The sequence below is a fragment of the Candidatus Dependentiae bacterium genome, assembly GCA_040878395.1.
GTDB lineage: Bacteria > Babelota > Babeliae > Babelales > Vermiphilaceae > JAKBEL01.
The window spans coordinates 71,149-88,626 of record JBBDMI010000005.1 but is presented as its reverse complement, the minus strand read 5'-3'; the positions used below and the strand labels follow the sequence as shown (position 1 = coordinate 88,626).

Annotated in this window: 14 protein-coding genes; 5 read left to right on the top strand and 9 right to left on the bottom strand. The window is 35.1% G+C overall.

Going from position 1 to position 17,478, the window contains the following annotated elements; all coding sequences use genetic code 11:
- Positions 1–24: 24 nt before the first annotated feature.
- Complete coding sequence (locus WD055_01910) at positions 25–621, bottom strand: hypothetical protein (GenBank protein ID MEX0848956.1); 597 nt, start codon at positions 619–621, stop codon at positions 25–27.
- Positions 622–660: 39 nt separating this feature from the next.
- Positions 661–993: a hypothetical protein gene (locus WD055_01905; protein ID MEX0848955.1), complete on the bottom strand. Its 333-nt coding sequence runs from the start codon at positions 991–993 to the stop codon at positions 661–663.
- Positions 994–1,313: 320 nt separating this feature from the next.
- On the opposite strand from WD055_01905, the gene WD055_01900 reads away from it, so the two are divergent.
- A complete protein-coding gene (locus WD055_01900) occupies positions 1,314–3,737 on the top strand; it encodes an ABC transporter substrate-binding protein (GenBank protein ID MEX0848954.1) in 2,424 nt (807 codons plus the stop codon).
- 361 nt (positions 3,738–4,098) lie between these two features.
- Here WD055_01900 and WD055_01895 read toward each other — a convergent pair whose 3' ends face one another.
- Positions 4,099–5,364 (bottom strand): ISNCY family transposase, encoded by a 1,266-nt coding sequence (locus tag WD055_01895; GenBank protein ID MEX0848953.1) that lies wholly within the window; start codon positions 5,362–5,364, stop codon positions 4,099–4,101.
- Positions 5,365–5,645: 281 nt separating this feature from the next.
- On the opposite strand from WD055_01895, the gene WD055_01890 reads away from it, so the two are divergent.
- Positions 5,646–7,067 (top strand): prolyl oligopeptidase family serine peptidase, encoded by a 1,422-nt coding sequence (locus WD055_01890; GenBank protein ID MEX0848952.1) that lies wholly within the window; start codon positions 5,646–5,648, stop codon positions 7,065–7,067.
- Between the two features lie 71 nt (positions 7,068–7,138).
- The gene (locus tag WD055_01885; GenBank protein MEX0848951.1) at positions 7,139–7,513 is read left to right on the top strand and encodes a hypothetical protein; all 375 of its coding nucleotides are present in this window, start codon (positions 7,139–7,141) and stop codon (positions 7,511–7,513) included.
- A 91-nt stretch (positions 7,514–7,604) separates the two neighbouring features.
- Here WD055_01885 and WD055_01880 read toward each other — a convergent pair whose 3' ends face one another.
- Both WD055_01880 and WD055_01875 read right to left on the bottom strand, forming a co-directional pair.
- Complete coding sequence (locus WD055_01880; protein ID MEX0848950.1) at positions 7,605–8,783, bottom strand: ATP-binding protein; 1,179 nt, start codon at positions 8,781–8,783, stop codon at positions 7,605–7,607.
- 12 nt (positions 8,784–8,795) lie between these two features.
- Positions 8,796–9,221 (bottom strand): hypothetical protein, encoded by a 426-nt coding sequence (locus WD055_01875; protein ID MEX0848949.1) that lies wholly within the window; start codon positions 9,219–9,221, stop codon positions 8,796–8,798.
- A 159-nt stretch (positions 9,222–9,380) separates the two neighbouring features.
- Here WD055_01875 and WD055_01870 point away from each other — a divergent pair, with 159 nt between their 5' ends.
- Positions 9,381–9,806 (top strand): hypothetical protein, encoded by a 426-nt coding sequence (locus tag WD055_01870; GenBank protein MEX0848948.1) that lies wholly within the window; start codon positions 9,381–9,383, stop codon positions 9,804–9,806.
- Positions 9,807–10,153: 347 nt separating this feature from the next.
- Here WD055_01870 and WD055_01865 read toward each other — a convergent pair whose 3' ends face one another.
- Positions 10,154–11,497, bottom strand: coding sequence for a TolC family protein (locus WD055_01865; GenBank protein ID MEX0848947.1), 1,344 nt, complete (start codon positions 11,495–11,497; stop codon positions 10,154–10,156).
- Positions 11,498–12,730 carry a copper oxidase gene (locus WD055_01860; GenBank protein MEX0848946.1) on the bottom strand — a complete coding sequence of 411 codons (1,233 nt, stop codon included), beginning with the start codon at positions 12,728–12,730 and terminating at the stop codon, positions 11,498–11,500.
- Between the two features lie 498 nt (positions 12,731–13,228).
- On the opposite strand from WD055_01860, the gene WD055_01855 reads away from it, so the two are divergent.
- Positions 13,229–14,287 (top strand): leucine-rich repeat domain-containing protein, encoded by a 1,059-nt coding sequence (locus tag WD055_01855; protein MEX0848945.1) that lies wholly within the window; start codon positions 13,229–13,231, stop codon positions 14,285–14,287.
- On the opposite strand, the gene WD055_01850 is transcribed toward WD055_01855, so the two are convergent.
- Entirely contained in the window at positions 14,284–15,804 is a 1,521-nt protein-coding gene (locus WD055_01850; GenBank protein ID MEX0848944.1) for a hypothetical protein, read from the bottom strand. The two genes, WD055_01855 and WD055_01850, sit on opposite strands and share 4 nt — an antisense overlap.
- Before the next feature lie 12 nt (positions 15,805–15,816).
- Positions 15,817–17,469 (bottom strand): hypothetical protein, encoded by a 1,653-nt coding sequence (locus WD055_01845; protein MEX0848943.1) that lies wholly within the window; start codon positions 17,467–17,469, stop codon positions 15,817–15,819.
- Positions 17,470–17,478 lie beyond the last annotated feature (9 nt).

Below are 17,478 nucleotides of genomic sequence, written 5' to 3'. Positions count from 1 at the left end.
TACCTTTTGATAAGTATTTTAAATTTATTTATTGAAAACAGTTCTTTTAAGTATAAAAAAAGCTATAGCTCCAACGGTCGCGTAGCCTATTCCTGGTTTTATGTCTGTGTGCCAAATAGAGAGTTCTTGTTGTGGCCCATCTAAGTTTTCGGGATTGAATTCCGAGGGATCTTCTTTTGGATTATTAGATGACCATTTAATGGCACGTTCAATCATTTCAACTGTTATTCGTTTATCATCTTTGCTTTGGTTAACAAGGATAGTAATGAGATCTCTGATTTCAGATTCTGACAGCTCTTTGCTTAATTGCGATAAGCTCATTACAACATTTAGATCAGTAATTATTCGTTCATGTTCTTTTAGTTTTATTAAAATTTCGGCAGTTAAATGAGATGCGATTGAATAAGAACTCGGTGGTTGAGTGCTATTTGTATCGGATGATGTAGATGCGCTTTCTCCATGAGTTTGTGTAGCGTTGGAGGGTTCTTTTTGCTCTTGCTTTCCCTTTCCTTTTTCTTTTTTTTCTTGCTTGCTTGTAGGCTTGCTAAAAGTTTTGGTATCTGCAGCTTGCAAACAGCTAGCAAATAACATGCTTGTTAAGATCATACATTTAGGTTTCATTTTGATTCCTCAATTTTAGTGAGTATAAAAAATTGTTTTTTATTTTTTTGCGTTTTCCATTTCAGCTTGTTTTGCTATATATTCTTCAACGGCTTTGTTTATTTTTTCAGATTGTTTGATCATTTCGTCTTTTGTTTTGTAATTTTTGTTCTCTTGCAAAAGGTATTCATTTGATCTCTCTAGTGCATTGTATTGTTCACCGACGAAATAGCCTGCAAATGCTCCAAGAGCAAACATGCTAGCCTTAAAAATAGATCCGCTATTTTCTGCCCAAAAGTTCTTGCCGCCATCTGCAGCGTGCATTGGTTGAGATAAACTGATTAACACTGCTGCTCCTAAGAGCGCTTTTAAAGATTTGTTGTAACTTAACATAGTTACGTCCTCCATTTTGTAAAAAAAAATATAATTAAAAATTAGTTAAAAAAATAACCATAACTAAAATTAATTATGACAGATATGATAAAAAGCGCAAGCGGTATAGAGAACTTTTTTGTCTTCAGGCGTCCAGATGTTTTCTATTTGAATACTTTAGCTGTTTTGACAGGGAAAGGCAGATGGAGTGCTGTTTTTTGTTGACTCTTTGTATCAAAAACAAAACTCTTGCTTAATTATCTTATTTTACGTTTAAATTACACTATTGAGTAATGTAGCAAGAGGTTTCGGAAATGATAATTTTGTATATATTTTTGGCTATGTTGACGTCTGGTGTACAAGCATCTTTTACAACACTGAATGAATTTTCACAGTATGCGGATGCGATGCCGGAGTATCCTGCAAATGATATAGAAGATTGGCATAATCCTGTATACAGTTCGTTTCATAAACAGATGCTGCCTTCATTAGTACAAAAAGTGGGGGATTTTTTTGGGTTTTCTACCTATAAAGTATTTCCTATTGAGACATTTAAGAAATTACTTGATGAGGTAGAGGAGTATCGCCAAAAAACCTATTCACGTGGAAGATTAATACAAAAAATGACGCCACTTCCTGACAGTTCATTTATTATTTGGGGTGAATTGAATGGAGCTTTTCATTCTTTTGTGCGGTGCTTGCAAGAGTTGCAACAACAAGGTGTCATCGATAATGAATTAAATATTGTGCAGCCGGTTACCTATTTTGTATTTAATGGTGATGTGGTTAACAAATCGCCGTATATCATTGAAACGATGACATTGATTTTACAGTTAATGAAAAAAAACCCAAAAAAGATTTTTTATCTTAAAGGGGACTATGAGGATAAACAACAATGGATGCAAGCAGGGCTTGGGCGTGAATTGACCGTACGAGCACGAGAATTTTCAACTGAAAAAGTTCCTTTTGCCGACACATTGCGTAATTTTTTTGGGACCTTGCCACTTGCATTATATCTCATTCCACCTGAGCAAACAGATAAAGAAAAAAAAGTTGTACGGATTTCATTTTTTGGTCCGGAAGTTAATGAACTTGATGAATCCGATTTTCCTTTCTTTTTTGATCTGTATTCCAAGCCGATAATATCTTTATTGCAAAAGACGCGCCAAGAAACTGATGTAAGTGCACAAGTTGCAGCATATATTTATGCAGAAGATCGTTCTACAAAATATACACATTCAAATGGTTTGGCTTTTATTAGTAAAGATAAACAGAATACACAGTGGTCAGTCGTTTCCAGCCCCACCGCAAGTTTTAGACGTTTATATCAATTTTTTGATGATGCATTTGTGGTACTAAAAACAAAAGAGCAACTTTCTGATTGGACATTGACTTTGTATCATCAAGATGTGCGCACTTTTGATGGTTTCAAAAAAGAACGTCCGTTTTATCTTATTTCCGGTGAGCAGATTCCTGATAAGCAGCAGCTTGAAATTACTCAGTTGCAAGATGAATTAGTAAAAATTACCAAAGAAAATAATGAACTCAAAGAAGGGTGTGTTCTTGTGCAGCAAGAGCAGCCAAAACAAGAGGAGCTTAAAAAACAGGAAGTTGCATTGATGCCAAAAGCAATCTCTGCTTTGCAAGATGGCAATTTAGTTATTGGAAGTACTATGGATTTATCAAAGCAATTTAATATGATGACAAGGCGGTTCATAAAAGGATTGAATTTGCCTATTGATCAACTGAATAAACAAGGCGGATTGAATGGCATTAAACTGCAGATGATTTATCTTGATGATGGTTATGAGGCAAAACCAGCCAGAGCTAATATAAAAAAATTACTAAATGATTTTAAGACTAATGTGGTATTGAGTTCGTGGGGGACTCCAGTTCTTACAGGATATTTAGATTTGGTAAAAGAAAAAAAAGTACTGAGTATTTTTCCGTATACCGGAGCTTTTCATTCGAGTGAGCTTGAATATTTGGTTCATTTACGAACTTCATATTATGATAATGGACGGATCCTTGGCGAATATATAGCTAATATATTACAAAATCCTGATAAAAAAATTGCATTTTTTTATCAGGATGATTTATGGGGGAAGGATTTAATAAAAGGCGCAAAAGAATCATTTATTAAATCTGGAATTAATAATTTTCTGGAAATATCATTTATTCCAAATTCTTTGGATTTAGAAGGAAGTGTTCCAGAGATAAAAAACTTTAGTCCTGATGCCATAGCATTGTTTGGTACTCCTCGAATTTGCCAAGAACTACTCAATAAATTAGGTGCTGATTTTTTACAGAAAAAATTGTTGTTTGGTGATACCATTCTTACTCAAAAAGAGTTTGATGAATTCATTAAAGAAAAGGGGTTAAGTGTGATACGAGTTCAGGTTACCCCAAATCCTGAAGCAAAAAATCTTGAAATAGTGCAAGATTTTAGAAAATATGCTGAAAAAAATAAAGTGCCGATAGATACGGTGAGTTTAGAAGGTTATATGAATGCTACAGTTTTTATAGAAATACTGCAAAAAATTGATGGGCCACTTTCAATTGAAGCTTTCTTAAAAACAATAGAAGGCATAAAAGACTATAATTTTAAAGGGTTAAATCTTAATTTTAATCCGAATAATAGACAGTTATTACATACGGTGTGGATGAACACAGGATCTGATGATTGGAAGCCGGTAAAAGTTCACTATGATGAAGATTCTGTTATAAGTAAAAAGCCCGATATAGTAGATGAAATTGCATTGTAAGATGGTAAATTGGTTTTGGGAAGTGCGATGGATCTTTCAAGAGCACTGAAAGATTATTCAGAATTGTTACGCAAAGGCTTGAATTTGCCTATTGCCTAATTTTAATTGGTTAATCAAACTTTAAAATTATCGTTGTATGTTCGAAAGCTCGTCATATTTTACACACTATATGGATGAATACGGGCATAGAGGATTAGAAAGCGTATTTGGTAGAAAGCTCTTAAAAGTTATGTAGGGCTCATGCTTATTTCCTGCTATAATATCACAATTTCCCCCTCTTTTTTAGCCATTTTTCATGTGTGACATTTCTATGGAGTTACAACAATCTTTTTAATTCCAATGTTGCGACTCTTTAGAAATATCACTTTTTTAACTCGATAGAAATGTCACACTTCTTAATTCTTTTAGTTAAAGAGCCTAAAGATCTCCAAGGATGATTTTTCTTAGGAGGATGCCCATAAACACGTTTATCCGATGTATTCTCAATAAGTTTTTCTTGTCGAGGCAATTCTTTTTCTTTAAATATTTCTTTAAATAAAAGTTTGTTATCTTTAAATTTCAATCGAATAGTGCCATCAAATGCTCTTAACACTGTAATAGTAGCTCTTGATTGTAAGGTTACTGACTGTTTTTTTTCAAGTTGAAACCATCGATTGTTATACCTGATCGTGTAATCATTATTTAATATACGCTTTTCTTTGATGCAGAAGATAGAATCAAGATCATAATCACTAAAAGGCCTGTGTAAATCAAGGTTATTATAAGGCTTTTTCCCAAAACGTTCATTATGAAGACTCATATATCTTTCTTTCAAGAACTTATTTGCTTGTTCAATTGTTTTGATACCTTGTAATGACAGTTCTTTGCATAGTCGATCTTGCAAAGTACCAAAAAGCCTTTCGACTCGACCTTTAGCTTGAGGACTATAAGCATGAGAAAACTCTATTCCTAATTCGTCGCACATTCTTTCATATTGAGTTTTTTTCTTTCCTTTCGCATTATGTATATTGACTTTAAACACTTTACCCCGGTCAGTATAAAGTTTTCTTGGTATGCCATGTTTTTTTATATAGGTCTTTGTAATTTCAGATAAACTTTGTATTGTTTCTTGGTCTGCAAACATTAATTCTACCTTTCCTGTTGCATCATCAATTAAAGCTAATAATGTACTGTAAGAATCATTGAACCATTTATGATATGATCCATCAACTTGTAACATCTCTCCAAAGCAATGCTTGCGCTCACGCCACACATGCCTCTCTTTTTTCTTTCTACGAACATACCAAATATCCCATTTAATCATTAGTCTACGTAACGTTTCATGATCAATTTTAATTGAATGGTATTCTAACAACTTTTCTGCTGCAAATGTTGGCCCAAATCCTTTATAAGTAGTCATCAGTAAATTTTTAATTTTTTTAAGCGTAAGATCACTTATTTTTCGATTACTCTGCCTACCGCGCCCTCTATGGGCTAACGTTTCAGGGCCACCTTGTTTATATTTTTTGAATTTTCGACATACCTGCTCTCGAGTTAACCCTAAAAACTCTGCAGCTTTTTTTTGCGTTATTTCTGCTTTTTTTATAGATTCAAACAGAGTGATTTGGTCTACTTCCTTTCTACTCATACGAATTTCCTCCTGTAATATCACAATTTTCCCCTCTTTTTTAGGTATTTTTTGTTTTTTGTTATTAAAAAATCCTAATACAAAGAGGGGATCTCTTTACACCTTTTTTAGCCATTTTTCATGTGTGATATTTCTAAAGAGTTTTGATGTGACATTTCTATGGAGTCACAACATCTTTTTAATTCCAATTGACACAAAACTCTTTTTTTTGGTATCATTAGTGGTAGCAATATGAGTTATAGGGGTATTACAAAATATTGTGACAGATAAAAGGGACTCTTATGATACCAATACTGCTTGTTTTAGCTATTTTCATAGCTTCTCCTGTACATACGGCTGCGCAGCATGCTAGATCATTATTATTGACTGGTATTGCGCCTGTAGTTCGCACAGCAGGGCGTTCATCTATGCGTGTTCCATATCCTATGGTTCAATTACGAGCAAAATCGGCTTTGGCTGCTTCAGGTCTTCATTTGCCGGTGCAAACGCAAACGTATGGACCTAGATCGCAGTTACAACAAAGTAGTTTTAATCGACAAATGCCTATGACCAGCTCATACGTAGTCGTAGGTTCATCTGCTTATCAAAACCCGGCTCAAGGTAGCCAAGTCCTTAGCCCGGAAGCGCCTAGTCTTTTGCAAAAATATCAAGATCAAAAATTATTTCCTTCTTATGAAAACTTTCTTTTAAGTCCTGAAGAGTCTATCTTAGATGAGGTTGTGCAAGCAGAAGAAAATAAAACATCTAATGAAAATAAAAAGTATTCTTCTATGTTGGTATCTAAAAATAAATATATTCCGGAAGCGTTTGACGAGCTTGATGATCTTCAAAAAAAAATGGTTAGATCTGAAGAGAATTATCAAAAATATCTTGAACGGTATAAAAATCTTAAAGATGTTGATGTGAAAAAAATAAAGTACAAAGTTGATGGTCATGAAGTTGAAGGTTTTATTTTATTGCCCAAAAATACAGATGCAAAAAAACATCCATTGGTTCTTTATAGTCGTGGTGGGCACAGAGATTATGGAAAAATAGATTTAATGACCGTTATGGATCAAATGATATATTTAGCCCAAAATGGTTATGCCGTACTAGCTTCACAATATCGTGGTTCTATTGATAAAAAAGTGGCAGATGAATTTGGTGGTAAAGAGGTTGCAGATAACATAAAGTTGTTAGAATTAGCAGAAGAAATGGACGTAATTGATATGTCAAATATTTTCTTAGTTGCATTTTCTAGAGGAAGCATTATGGCCTATCGTACCATTCAAGAATTAAAAAATCGTTTGCCAATAAAAGCTTATGTTGGCATTGGCGGAGCAAGTGATGTGAAATCTTGGGTTGAAGAGAATCCTCGGATTGTAAAGCCTTTATTGGAGGACGCGCTAGGACAAAATTTTACTGATAATTTTATTGAAGAGTCTGAAAAACGTTCTATTTCTGAGTATCCGGAGATAATGGATGAAATTCCAATGCTTCTCATGCATGCAGGAGGACAAAGGGATGGACAAAAATTTGAAGATCCTATTGTTCCGACAAATCAATCTATAAAATTAGATAATTTACTCACAGAAAGAAAAGAGAGTGGTGATAGAAAAGCTGAACATGAATTAATTTTATATCCTGAAAGAGCACATGTATTGAATAAATATAATGATGAAGTGAAGGAGCAAATATTAAAATTTTTGGCAAAATATCGGTAAAGCAAGAAATAATTTGACTGTAGTATGAATAAAGAAACCTATTTAATTAATATATAATATAAGGAATGTTTATGAATTTAAGTAATAAAGTATTCGTAATCTTTTTTTCATTGATGACAGTAGCAGTAGAGGCTGCGTTTAGTGGTCCCTTGTCAAAGGTAGCTCGTACAGCAGGAACAGCTTCAAGACAGAATGTTCTTGGTTTTTTACAATATAGACAATCATTGAGTCAAGGACGTCCGTTTGTGAATAGTGATAAAAAGGGTGATCCTGTATATGTTTCAAGAGCATCTCGTTTTGTAGATGGCCAATTGGCAAAACATAATGTCGCATTTGATCCAAAAAATGACTCTCCTGAACAAGTTGTTAAAGCGCTTGAACCAAAAAAAGTAGAAGCGCTAGATAGGCATCTTCTTGATATGCAATTAGATTATTCAGCTGATTAGTAAATAAGTTTAAATAGCAGTTGATAACAAATAGGGCTCACAATTGTGGGCCCTATTTATATTTTGAAGATGAGTTATGCAAGATTGCATGTTATTCCGATTCTTTTGTTTTTAGTAATAACATCGCACCAATAGCTAGAGCGCCAATTGTAGTGCATGTAACAGTTGGATAAAAATATTCAGAATCTAAAAATTCTTGTAAGTGATATTCTCCGATACCGCTCAAACAACCACGATTTCGAACTTGTGCTCTATATTTTTGAATGCTTTTTAGGGCATCATTATGTGTTGGTTTTAGGTGGGGATGAGTTAAGTAGTAAAGTTTCCTTATTAAAAGGTCTAACTGTTTGCCAGCAAATCCTTTGGTTCGCTTTGCTATATAACTTGGTAAGGTAGCTGGATAATCTAGTTTGTGTTCTTTTAAGTAAAGTTCAATTATGTTTTTTCTTGAGTTGAAATCTGGAAGAGGTATTTCATATATACCTTTGGCAAAAAATCGTTGAAGTGCTGGAGAAATAGCAGCAAGGTCATCTGTCGTGCCGATGATGATCACATTTTTGTTTTTGTTTTTACGCAATTGAGCAATCAGTTCATGCTCAGATGATTTTTTAATATTTTCAATAAATTCGAATATAATAACCCAAGGGTCTTGGCTTGTTACGATAGGACGAAGTAATGATGTAATGTTTTCAGTTTCAGAGTCTTTCCATTCAGTTGGAATAGATAGGGGATAACTTCTTATCATTGGTCTTTGAGTGAGTATAGCGCATAACTTTGCAGATAATGATTTACCAACACCGGGAGGACCATGCAATAAATAAACATTTGAACGGACTTTATCAAATTCACCGTGAATATGATGGAGAAAATCCTCTCTTAATGCAGGCGGTAAATCGGCGAATAGTTGCCTTTGGAGATTGATCTTTATTTCGGGGTTAAGATCAACATTTCTGCCACTGCGCATGAGTTTTTTTGCTTTTAAATAATCTCTGTGCAATCGGACGTACATCGGTTCGCCTTCGATGGTAGTTATACCGGCATTTTCTAACTCTTTCCTTTTTTGAGCAAATTTTTGGTCAACGTATTTAGGGTAGCGTGGATCCTTATAAGCTAAACAAAGAACTTTTCTTCCTTGATACCATTCACTTAAAGTAACGGTTTCATTGCTTGGCGCTTTGTTTAAATCTAATCTGTAGTCAGCGCAGATGAGGTTTTGTGTATATAAAATGTTTAGAAAAAAAATGTAGAAAATATTTTTATAAGATCGCATGGATATCCTTGGTTACTTGTTTTGTTGCTCAGATTTTTTGATATATTCTTGAACTGCTCTTTCAAGTTCACTTACTTGTGCATTGGTGTACTGTGATGCTGCCCAGCTTGTAAAAAATATGGGGCTAAAAAAACACATTGCTTTTACTGTAGTTACAATTACGTCAGGAGGTGTTGTTGTAGGATTGCGTCTAATTTCATAATAAAACTCTGGATTAGTATATTGAGTTCCTATAAATGCAGCTAGTGATAAGACCGACCACACACAGCTCCAATTTCTAACGCTTCTGACAGCGTTATCACGTGTTTTCCAAGTTGCTAAATCATATTCCAGTTTTTCAGCTACATTACCGAAGCTGATATTCGGTATTTCATTTGCATAAGATAAAGAAGTTATGGTACAGAGTGTAACTAACATACATGTTTTAATTTTGTGCATGGAATTCCTTTGATAAAAACTAAATTTAATATGTAAATAGTGTAAACGTAATTTATATGAATGCAAGATGGTATGGATCATTTAACCAATGACATAAATGTTTTGAATGATATCCTATATATTATATATATTTATATTTTTTCTATTACAGGAGTTTCTATGCACAAAAAATTACTTTTCATATTTTGTTTCATGTTTTTAAGCCAAACAGCTTTTGCACATGATGTGCGCCCGCAAAATTCTCAGGCGATCGATTTATTGGAATATGATTTAGCACGATTAGAAATAGCAAAACAGGATCATCAATATGCAATTGATTATATACTTGAATGTACTGCGGCCGGAGTATTGTGCTGTTGGTTATCTTATCGTTTTGGCTCATATTGTGCTAAAAACATGGATGGTGTTCCTAGAAGTGATCCTCGCGGAGGACCGTTTTGTGTAGGTTTAATGGGTTCATTAATGACAGGGGCTTGTGGAATCGCTGCTATTATTAAGCCTTGGGCAAGTATGCTTAATAAAATGATAATTGAGTATCGAATTGCACAAATTAACGAACGCATTGCATTGTTGCAAAAAAGATAACGTTATCTTCAAAATCAAGAAGGGCTCTCAATCTGAGGGCCCTCAACAGGTACAATATGATTTCGCACAGATTAAAATACAAGTTTTTTTATTGCATGCAGCTCATCAAGCGAGATATTAAGTTCATTTTTATAAATAGTAGAGATTGATCATTTTTGGAAGGTTAATATATAAAAAAGGAGAATTTTTATTAGTGGATTCCTGCCTTCGTAGGAATGACAAAAAAGGTATTAAGTTCTCATTCTGCTTGTCCTGATCCTGTCGAAAGGCATCGAAGGAAGCAACATGAAATTATTTGTATTATTTAAATTTATCCTTCGATACTTCGCTGTAGTTAAACAATGTAATCAAATCTGTTTGCCTATGGCTTTTTCGAGCATGGTGAAGTTTTTGTGTGCTTCAAAATGTTTTTCCATGTAGGCGATGCGTTCTTCAAGAAAATCGATAGTGGTTTGGAAAATTACTGTGCGAGAATACATCATTTTATCTGCATATTGTTCTGCAAATGCGATTGCTTCTTGGTAGATTTTCAATGCCTCGTCATGCAGTGCAATCTCTTCAAGCCCTGCAAGATATGAGCGATAGTGCATTTGCACTTCAGAAATCACATTACGTTTTGTTTGCAAGAATATCTTATCCTGCATTTCAGCTTCCACTTTTGCACGTTGAATTTGTGCTTGATTCCAGTCGAAAAATGGAATTTGCATATTCAAACTTGGGCCGGTACCCTGTTGTTTTTCAAAGTCTAATTTATAACTGACGCCAACGCGTACATCTTTGAGTGCCAATGCACGTTGCAAAGAAATGTTGTGATAGGCTTTTTTGACTTTCATCTCTTGCATTTGGATTTCGGGGCGATTGCATAATGCAAGTTGTTCAAATTTAGGCAATGGTTGGATTTTATGTTTTTCAGTTTCCAATTCATCAGTTAAGGTGAATGGTTCAGGGCTGATATCGGTGCCGATTAATGTGGTTAAATGGGTAAATGCATTATGCAATTGTGCATGATATGCAAAACTGGTTGATTGCCAATTTTTCAGTTTTATCTGTGCGCGTTTTATATCAAGTTCAGTTTCATAACCGAATTCATAGCGATATTTGATCCAGTCGAACATTTTTTGAACGGTCTCTATGGTCTGCAATACGAGATCATATGCTTGTTGTGCAAACAGGCATTTGTAATAGGCGATTTTTGTTTCAGCGTAAACATGTAGTATATTTTCTAAAACATCTTTGGTTATTGCTTCAAGTTCATCTTGGGCAACTTGTTTGGCAAGCGGCACATGCCACATATCTGCAAGATTAATTAATGGTGCATCAATTTCGATATTCATATCATCTTGTTGGCGATGAGGAAATCGGAAGAGAGCTGACAGTTCAGGATTGGTAAATAAACCTGCTTGTACCAAATCCGCTTGTGCAATGCCTAAATCTTTGAATGTTGCTTGCAGTCCCGGATTATTTTTGAGCGCCAATGAAATCGCTTGTTGTAGTGATAATGTGGTCACTTGTGTATCTTCAATTGCCAAAAGGGTGTAATAAGATTTTTCTTGTAATAACGTATCAGGTGCTAAATTGATACGGGTTGTTTTTTTTACTTTATTGAATGATTTTCGTGTGCTGAATTGATGGCATGGTTGACTGCAACCGGATAGTACCCCTAATAGTATAATGGTGATAAACAGCATCATTTATTTTTCCTCATTAGTTGGTGGTTGCCACGGAGCTTTTGGATCTTTTGGTTCAACATATAGCATGGTGAACATACTTCCGTGTGCCATTAACCCCATCGGAACTTCAACGTGTGCATTGACCACATGATGAATTTTATGACAATGGAAACGCCATAATCCCGGATTCCATGCGATAAATTCAACATCACGTGTTGTGCCAGGTGGCACATTTATGGTTGCCCCTTTGCGCCGTGCGGATTTTGCAATTGGGCCCCCTTCAGTGCCAACCTCTTCCCACACAAATCCATGTATATGAATCGGATGACTATTCATACTGATATTTGCAAGACGAATTCTAATGCGTTCACCTTGTTTTGCAAACATGTGTGGAATAAGTGGTGCAGAAAGTCCATTAAAGGTAAACCAATTAAAATCCATTGTTGCAATGTTAATGTAATCACTACCGGCAGGAAGCGCCCATTCTTGTAGTAAAATTGCGTAATCACGATCGATCTTGTGTTCAGGAACTTTTGGATGAATAACGAGTATACCAACAACACCCATTTGATCTTGTTTCATAATGTTAAAGCCGGAATGATACATGTATGTGCCCGATTGATATAAGGTAAATTCGTAGGTGAATGTTTGGCCGGGAAAAATAGGTTTTTGTGTTACGGGTGCTGCGCCATCTTGATCATTGGGCAACAAAATGCCATGCCAATGAATGGAGGTTGGTTCAGGCAGTTCGTTTTTTACCACAACGCGAATGCGATCACCTTCGGTGCATTCAATTGTCGGGCCGGGCATTGAGCCATTAAAGCCCCAACATTTTATATTTTTTTTAATGTTGTGATGATGCATCATAAAACCTTCAAGGTTTTCTTTGGGAATCAAATGTTTCCATGAAGGTGTTGCAGTGCCATCGGCAAGTTGTTTTTCGATCGGTTGTGCAATAAGATGAAAAACTTTTACGTTGCCATCTAAGGTATAGCCAAGTGGTTTTGCTCCAAGTGTGGTAACCGTTCCCATTTGTGTGCCCATTAATGGTGGTGGCAATGAAAGTTTGATTTCAGGGTTTTTCCATTTTTTTGTAAATTGTTGCATGTGATTTTTTTTTATGTGTGTATCAAATGCAGCCGGTTTTTCTTTGCTACTATTAGATGAAGAATGTTGATTAGTTGTGTGCATGCCATTGAGTATGTGTATGAAAAAAAGGGGTAATATTACTATTTTTTTGTTGTTGAAAATCATTAGTTCTCCTTGTGTTTTTGGTTATAGCATAGTGAGTTCTGTAATGTCATCATTTTGTTTGTCTGTGGCTAATTGAGTATGCTTACGCACCATAAAAGTTTTTTTATGTAGACTTTTTCTTTGTCATCCTAGTTAAAGCCCTATGCATTATCCACAACTTTGTGTAATATTTTAAGCAATTGTTTTAGATGAATTTGATTTAAGAGCTGATTTTAGAAAAAATTACTTTCAAAATAATTATCACACAAAACTATGAAGTTCTTCCTCTCTGTCATTCCCAGCCGTCGCTAAAGCTAAGGCGGGCAGGCTGCGAAGGCAGGAATCCATAAAAAATTTGTACAATTAAATGGTATAGATGTTGTAAATTATATAAAAAATATTTTCTAATGAATTTATTTCATTTACTGTGGATTCCTGCCTTCGCAGGAATGACAAAAGGATTGTATCTTATGCATTTAATCTGCTAACTTTTTTTAAACTAAAAAAAAGGAATGTTTTATGAATGTTAAAACACGCATTGTTGTTATTATTTCTCTTTTTACATTGGTAATTGCAGCATTTTTTTTCTTGGGCATGGATCGTGAAGATGGATCAGAGCAATTAATTACACTAAAAAGTAGTGATGGTGTTAAAGTTGTATTACCAAGAAAAGTTGCAGAACAATCTAAAACGATAAAAACTATTATTGATGGTTTTCAAGAAGGGCAACCACCCGAAATATCATTTCGCTATATTTCGGGTGAAACTTTGCAGCAAATTACAGATGATATGAATCAATTGTACAACACTACTAAATCAAGAAAAATATTGCAGCAAAGAGTTAATATAAGGTCTTTAGAGAAATTGTTTGCTTTGTTAAGCGCTGCAGATTTTTTAGATACTCATGATTTATTGCTTATGTATGCAGGTGCTGTTGGTGATTATTTAATCAGTCAGGAAGATCCGAAAGAGTTCTATCAGTTATATAAAGATAAATTATCACAAAATATTTGGGATGAAATTGCAAAATATGTATATAAAGTTGGCGGAATACCTTTACCAATACAATCCATATATGAAGGATTGAATCGTGGTTATAGTTTTAGAATAAACACAATGCCCTATGGTGTTGGATACAGTTTAGTCTTAGATGATTTAGGTTTGAATAGTTTGCATGGTTTAAATTTGATTAGAGACGTTGCATTTACTACATATCTTTTTGTTAAGAACAATAATATCAAAAATATAGATATGCGATGGTTTAAAGGCTTAAGTGAGCTTGTGCGGCTTGAATTAAAAAATAATAATATTGAAACATTTCAGACTGATAGAGCAAAAGTTATACCTCGAGTACGATATTTGGATTTAAGAGATAATAATATAACTGATTTGCCGATAGAGTTGTTTGATATATTTCCAAGGCTTGAAGAAATTATATTAACAAATAATCCAATTACTAATGAACGTATTGCAGAAATTCAGCAAAAGCTTAAGGCGCAAGGTAAAGATATTGAAATAGTTAAACATAGAAGACGGGATGTTTCTGCTGCATTAGCTGCTGCAGGATATGAAGACTAAAAAAAGTAATATGCTGCAAAAATTAAACGTGTATTTGAGACAGGAGCACTATTTTGAATGCGCCCATAATCATCAATGCAGCCATAGGTTGCACGTGTGTAGGCAATTTCGGTTGCAAAGTCTATGGGAAGAATATGCCAACGAATGCGCGGTGAGCATTTAAATAATGTATTGATGCCTTTACCAAAATAATACAACGTTTCTTCCGGTGTATCGGTTTTTGGGTTGGGTAAACATTGAATAATCGTGCTGTTTGCGCCTAAATTTTTTGCAATGCCGATAAAGAGTCCCGGTTCAATTTTGCGGTTAATATTTATATCCATCCAATAACTTAATGTATTTAAATTAGTATAATGGCGTTTATCGGTTGCAGGGTCAACACTGCTGACAGCAAAACCGCCAAGCATTGCAATGTTGCTTGCGTTTTGTGCGTAGGTTATTTGTTGTCTGATTTCCAAGGGTTCAAATTTTATGGTGGCAAATGCAGTCGCTTGTGCATTGTTAATATATTCATTAACACTGAACCCTTTATTAGATTCGATGCGTGGTTTTAAACGTTCAAATAATACGGCAGCTCCGGCATATATATGTTTAACATCATAAGCAGCGCGTATTATGTACATTGGCATTCTTGAGTTGCGTATATAGATTGAACTGAATCCTTCAGGGCCGGTATCGGTAAATTGCAATTGTGTTAGTGCTGCAAAAAGTATTTCATAGTTATTTTTAAAAATGGTGTAACGTATTTGAGGGTTTCGACCGAATGGTGCAATCGGAGCTCCGGCTTCGATCGAGATGTTCAAAGGAAATGTTTTGATGATGAATATAGGATGGTAAAATTGACCGAGTAATATTTTTGATGCTGACCAGCTCAATTGTATAAAAGCGTTACGCAATCGCATACGGTTTATAACAGAATTGCGTGAAAGATCGGATATTTGATCGAAACCGAAGAAATCTGCTTCAATATACGCAAATGATTCTGCACCCAAAACTTCCGGACCGAAAAACTCTGCACGGACTCGTGTTTCGAGAGTTGTCATATTTGAAGTTCCTTGTGCATTTACATCACGACAATCGGCATCAAACTCTCGATCTTTAGGAAAAAAATATATAAAACCGGCACCGAGAGATTCACCTTGCCTACTATCCCACCAACTTGCATATTGTATGTAACCAGAAAATTTCGCTTTTATGGGTAGGTCGGTTCTGAATGTTTCGAACGCATAAGGATCATTAAAAAAACTGAAATCAACATCAGCCGTTTCAGAAAGATCGACAACCGGGGTTTCAGCATCCGGTGCAATGCCATCAGATGAAATTCCCAACTGGGTTAAATCATATAATGGTTGTTTAGCATATTGTTCAAATAGATAGGGATCATTAAAAAAAGCGAAATCAACATCATGCGTTTGGTTTAAATGAACCAATGGTTGTTTGGATATTTCTTGATTAGCAGAAGCACAACAGGCAGAAAAAAAACAAAGGAGTATGAATCTTTTTTTTAAATGATGCATTAATTACTCAAGTTAGAAATAATAATATGCGGTAAATATTAAGCGTGTATTGGAAACAGGATCAATATTGTCTATGCGTGCGCGATTATTGATGCAACCGGATGCTGAACGTGTATATTCGATTTCAGCTGCAAAATCTATAGGTAGAACATGAAAACGAACGCGTGGAGATATTCTAAAAAGTGTATCAACTTGATCGCCAATTTCAGCCAATCCATAGAGCGTGCGTTCCTCTTGTCCTGTTGCAGGATCAATAAGGCATTGAATAATATTTCTGTGTGCACCTAAATTTTTGGTGATACCGATAAACAGGCCAGGTTCAATTTGGCGATTTATGTTTATATCCATCCAATAACTTACGGCATTTGTATTTGTGTAACGGCGTTCATCAGTTGTTGGATTGACACTGGTTACGGCAAAACCACTCAGCATGGAAAGATCATTTGCATTTTGAGCGTAAATGAGTTGTTGTCGTATTTCGACCGGTTCAAGTTTAATGGTAGCAAATGCAGTTGCTTGTACACTGTTGATTGATTCATTTACACGAAAACCTTTATTCGATTCAAGACGTGGTTTTAAACGTTGGAACACAAGGCCACCACCACCATAAACCCGTTCAGAATCATAAGCCCCACGTATCATCAACATGGGCATGCGTGAGTTACGTAGATAGGTTGAACTAAAACCGATGGGGCCATTACTGGTGAATTGTAATTGTGCAATTGCTGCAATGAGCAATTCTTTATTGCCGCCATAGTAGGTATAACGAATTTGCGGGTTTCGTGAAAAAGGGGCTATTGGAATACCACCATCAAATGAAACGACAAGTGGAAATGTTTTGACTAAAAACATAGGATGCCAAAATTGTCCAAGCATAACTTTTGATTCTTCAGGCCAGGTCAGTTGTATGAAAGCATGACGCACTCTAAATCGATTGATCACAACACCGCTGCCAAAAATATCAGATTCGATATAAGCATATGACTCAGCACCTAAAATTTTAGGACCAAACAGTTCAGCACGCACACGGGTTTCGATCATACTCATATTAAATTCACCACGAGCATTTATATCTTGGCAATCAACATCGAATTCACGTGGTTTAGGAATTATAAATACATAACCATCACCAGCTTCCAGCGCTTGTCTGCTATCCCACCATGATGAATGTTGTACGTATCCACCGAATTTTGCTTTTATGGGCAGGCCAGTTCTAAATTTTTCAAATGCATAAGGATCATTAAAATAACTGAAATCTACATCACTTGTTTCGGAAAGATCGACAACCGGTTTTTCTGTATCAGTTGTGCCAGATGGAACTTCCAACTGAGTTAAATCATGTAATGGTTGTTGTTCATATTGTTCAAAAAGATAAGGATCATTAAAGAATGAAAAATCTGCATCTTTTGCTTCCGATAGATCCACAAGTGGTTGTTCTATTGCAGGTTCTTCTTTTGTTGATCTGTCCAATGGGGTAATGGTAGATTCATCAATTGTAGGTTTTTCCGGATGAATAAGTGTGTCATGTTTTTCTGTTACATAAGATGATGTATAAAATGATTGGCCAAGTGGGTTTTGCTGTTCTTCTGAATGTATTTTTATTGTTGTTGATATCATACATATATACATGAGTATATTCAACAATGTATTATTCTGTTTAATCATGTGATTCCT

Excerpts from the sequence above, each read along its gene's own strand:
- WD055_01910 (MEX0848956.1), bottom strand. The coding sequence starts at position 621 with ATGAAACCTAAATGTATGATCTTAACAAGCATGTTATTTGCTAGCTGT.
- WD055_01905 (MEX0848955.1), bottom strand. The coding sequence starts at position 993 with ATGTTAAGTTACAACAAATCTTTAAAAGCGCTCTTAGGAGCAGCAGTG.
- WD055_01900 (MEX0848954.1), top strand. The coding sequence starts at position 1,314 with ATGTTGACGTCTGGTGTACAAGCATCTTTTACAACACTGAATGAATTT.
- WD055_01895 (MEX0848953.1), bottom strand. The coding sequence starts at position 5,364 with ATGAGTAGAAAGGAAGTAGACCAAATCACTCTGTTTGAATCTATAAAA.
- WD055_01890 (MEX0848952.1), top strand. The coding sequence starts at position 5,646 with ATGATACCAATACTGCTTGTTTTAGCTATTTTCATAGCTTCTCCTGTA.
- WD055_01885 (MEX0848951.1), top strand. The coding sequence starts at position 7,139 with ATGAATTTAAGTAATAAAGTATTCGTAATCTTTTTTTCATTGATGACA.
- WD055_01880 (MEX0848950.1), bottom strand. The coding sequence starts at position 8,783 with ATGCGATCTTATAAAAATATTTTCTACATTTTTTTTCTAAACATTTTA.
- WD055_01875 (MEX0848949.1), bottom strand. The coding sequence starts at position 9,221 with ATGCACAAAATTAAAACATGTATGTTAGTTACACTCTGTACCATAACT.
- WD055_01870 (MEX0848948.1), top strand. The coding sequence starts at position 9,381 with ATGCACAAAAAATTACTTTTCATATTTTGTTTCATGTTTTTAAGCCAA.
- WD055_01865 (MEX0848947.1), bottom strand. The coding sequence starts at position 11,497 with ATGATGCTGTTTATCACCATTATACTATTAGGGGTACTATCCGGTTGC.
- WD055_01860 (MEX0848946.1), bottom strand. The coding sequence starts at position 12,730 with ATGATTTTCAACAACAAAAAAATAGTAATATTACCCCTTTTTTTCATA.
- WD055_01855 (MEX0848945.1), top strand. The coding sequence starts at position 13,229 with ATGAATGTTAAAACACGCATTGTTGTTATTATTTCTCTTTTTACATTG.
- WD055_01850 (MEX0848944.1), bottom strand. The coding sequence starts at position 15,804 with ATGCATCATTTAAAAAAAAGATTCATACTCCTTTGTTTTTTTTCTGCC.
- WD055_01845 (MEX0848943.1), bottom strand. The coding sequence starts at position 17,469 with ATGATTAAACAGAATAATACATTGTTGAATATACTCATGTATATATGT.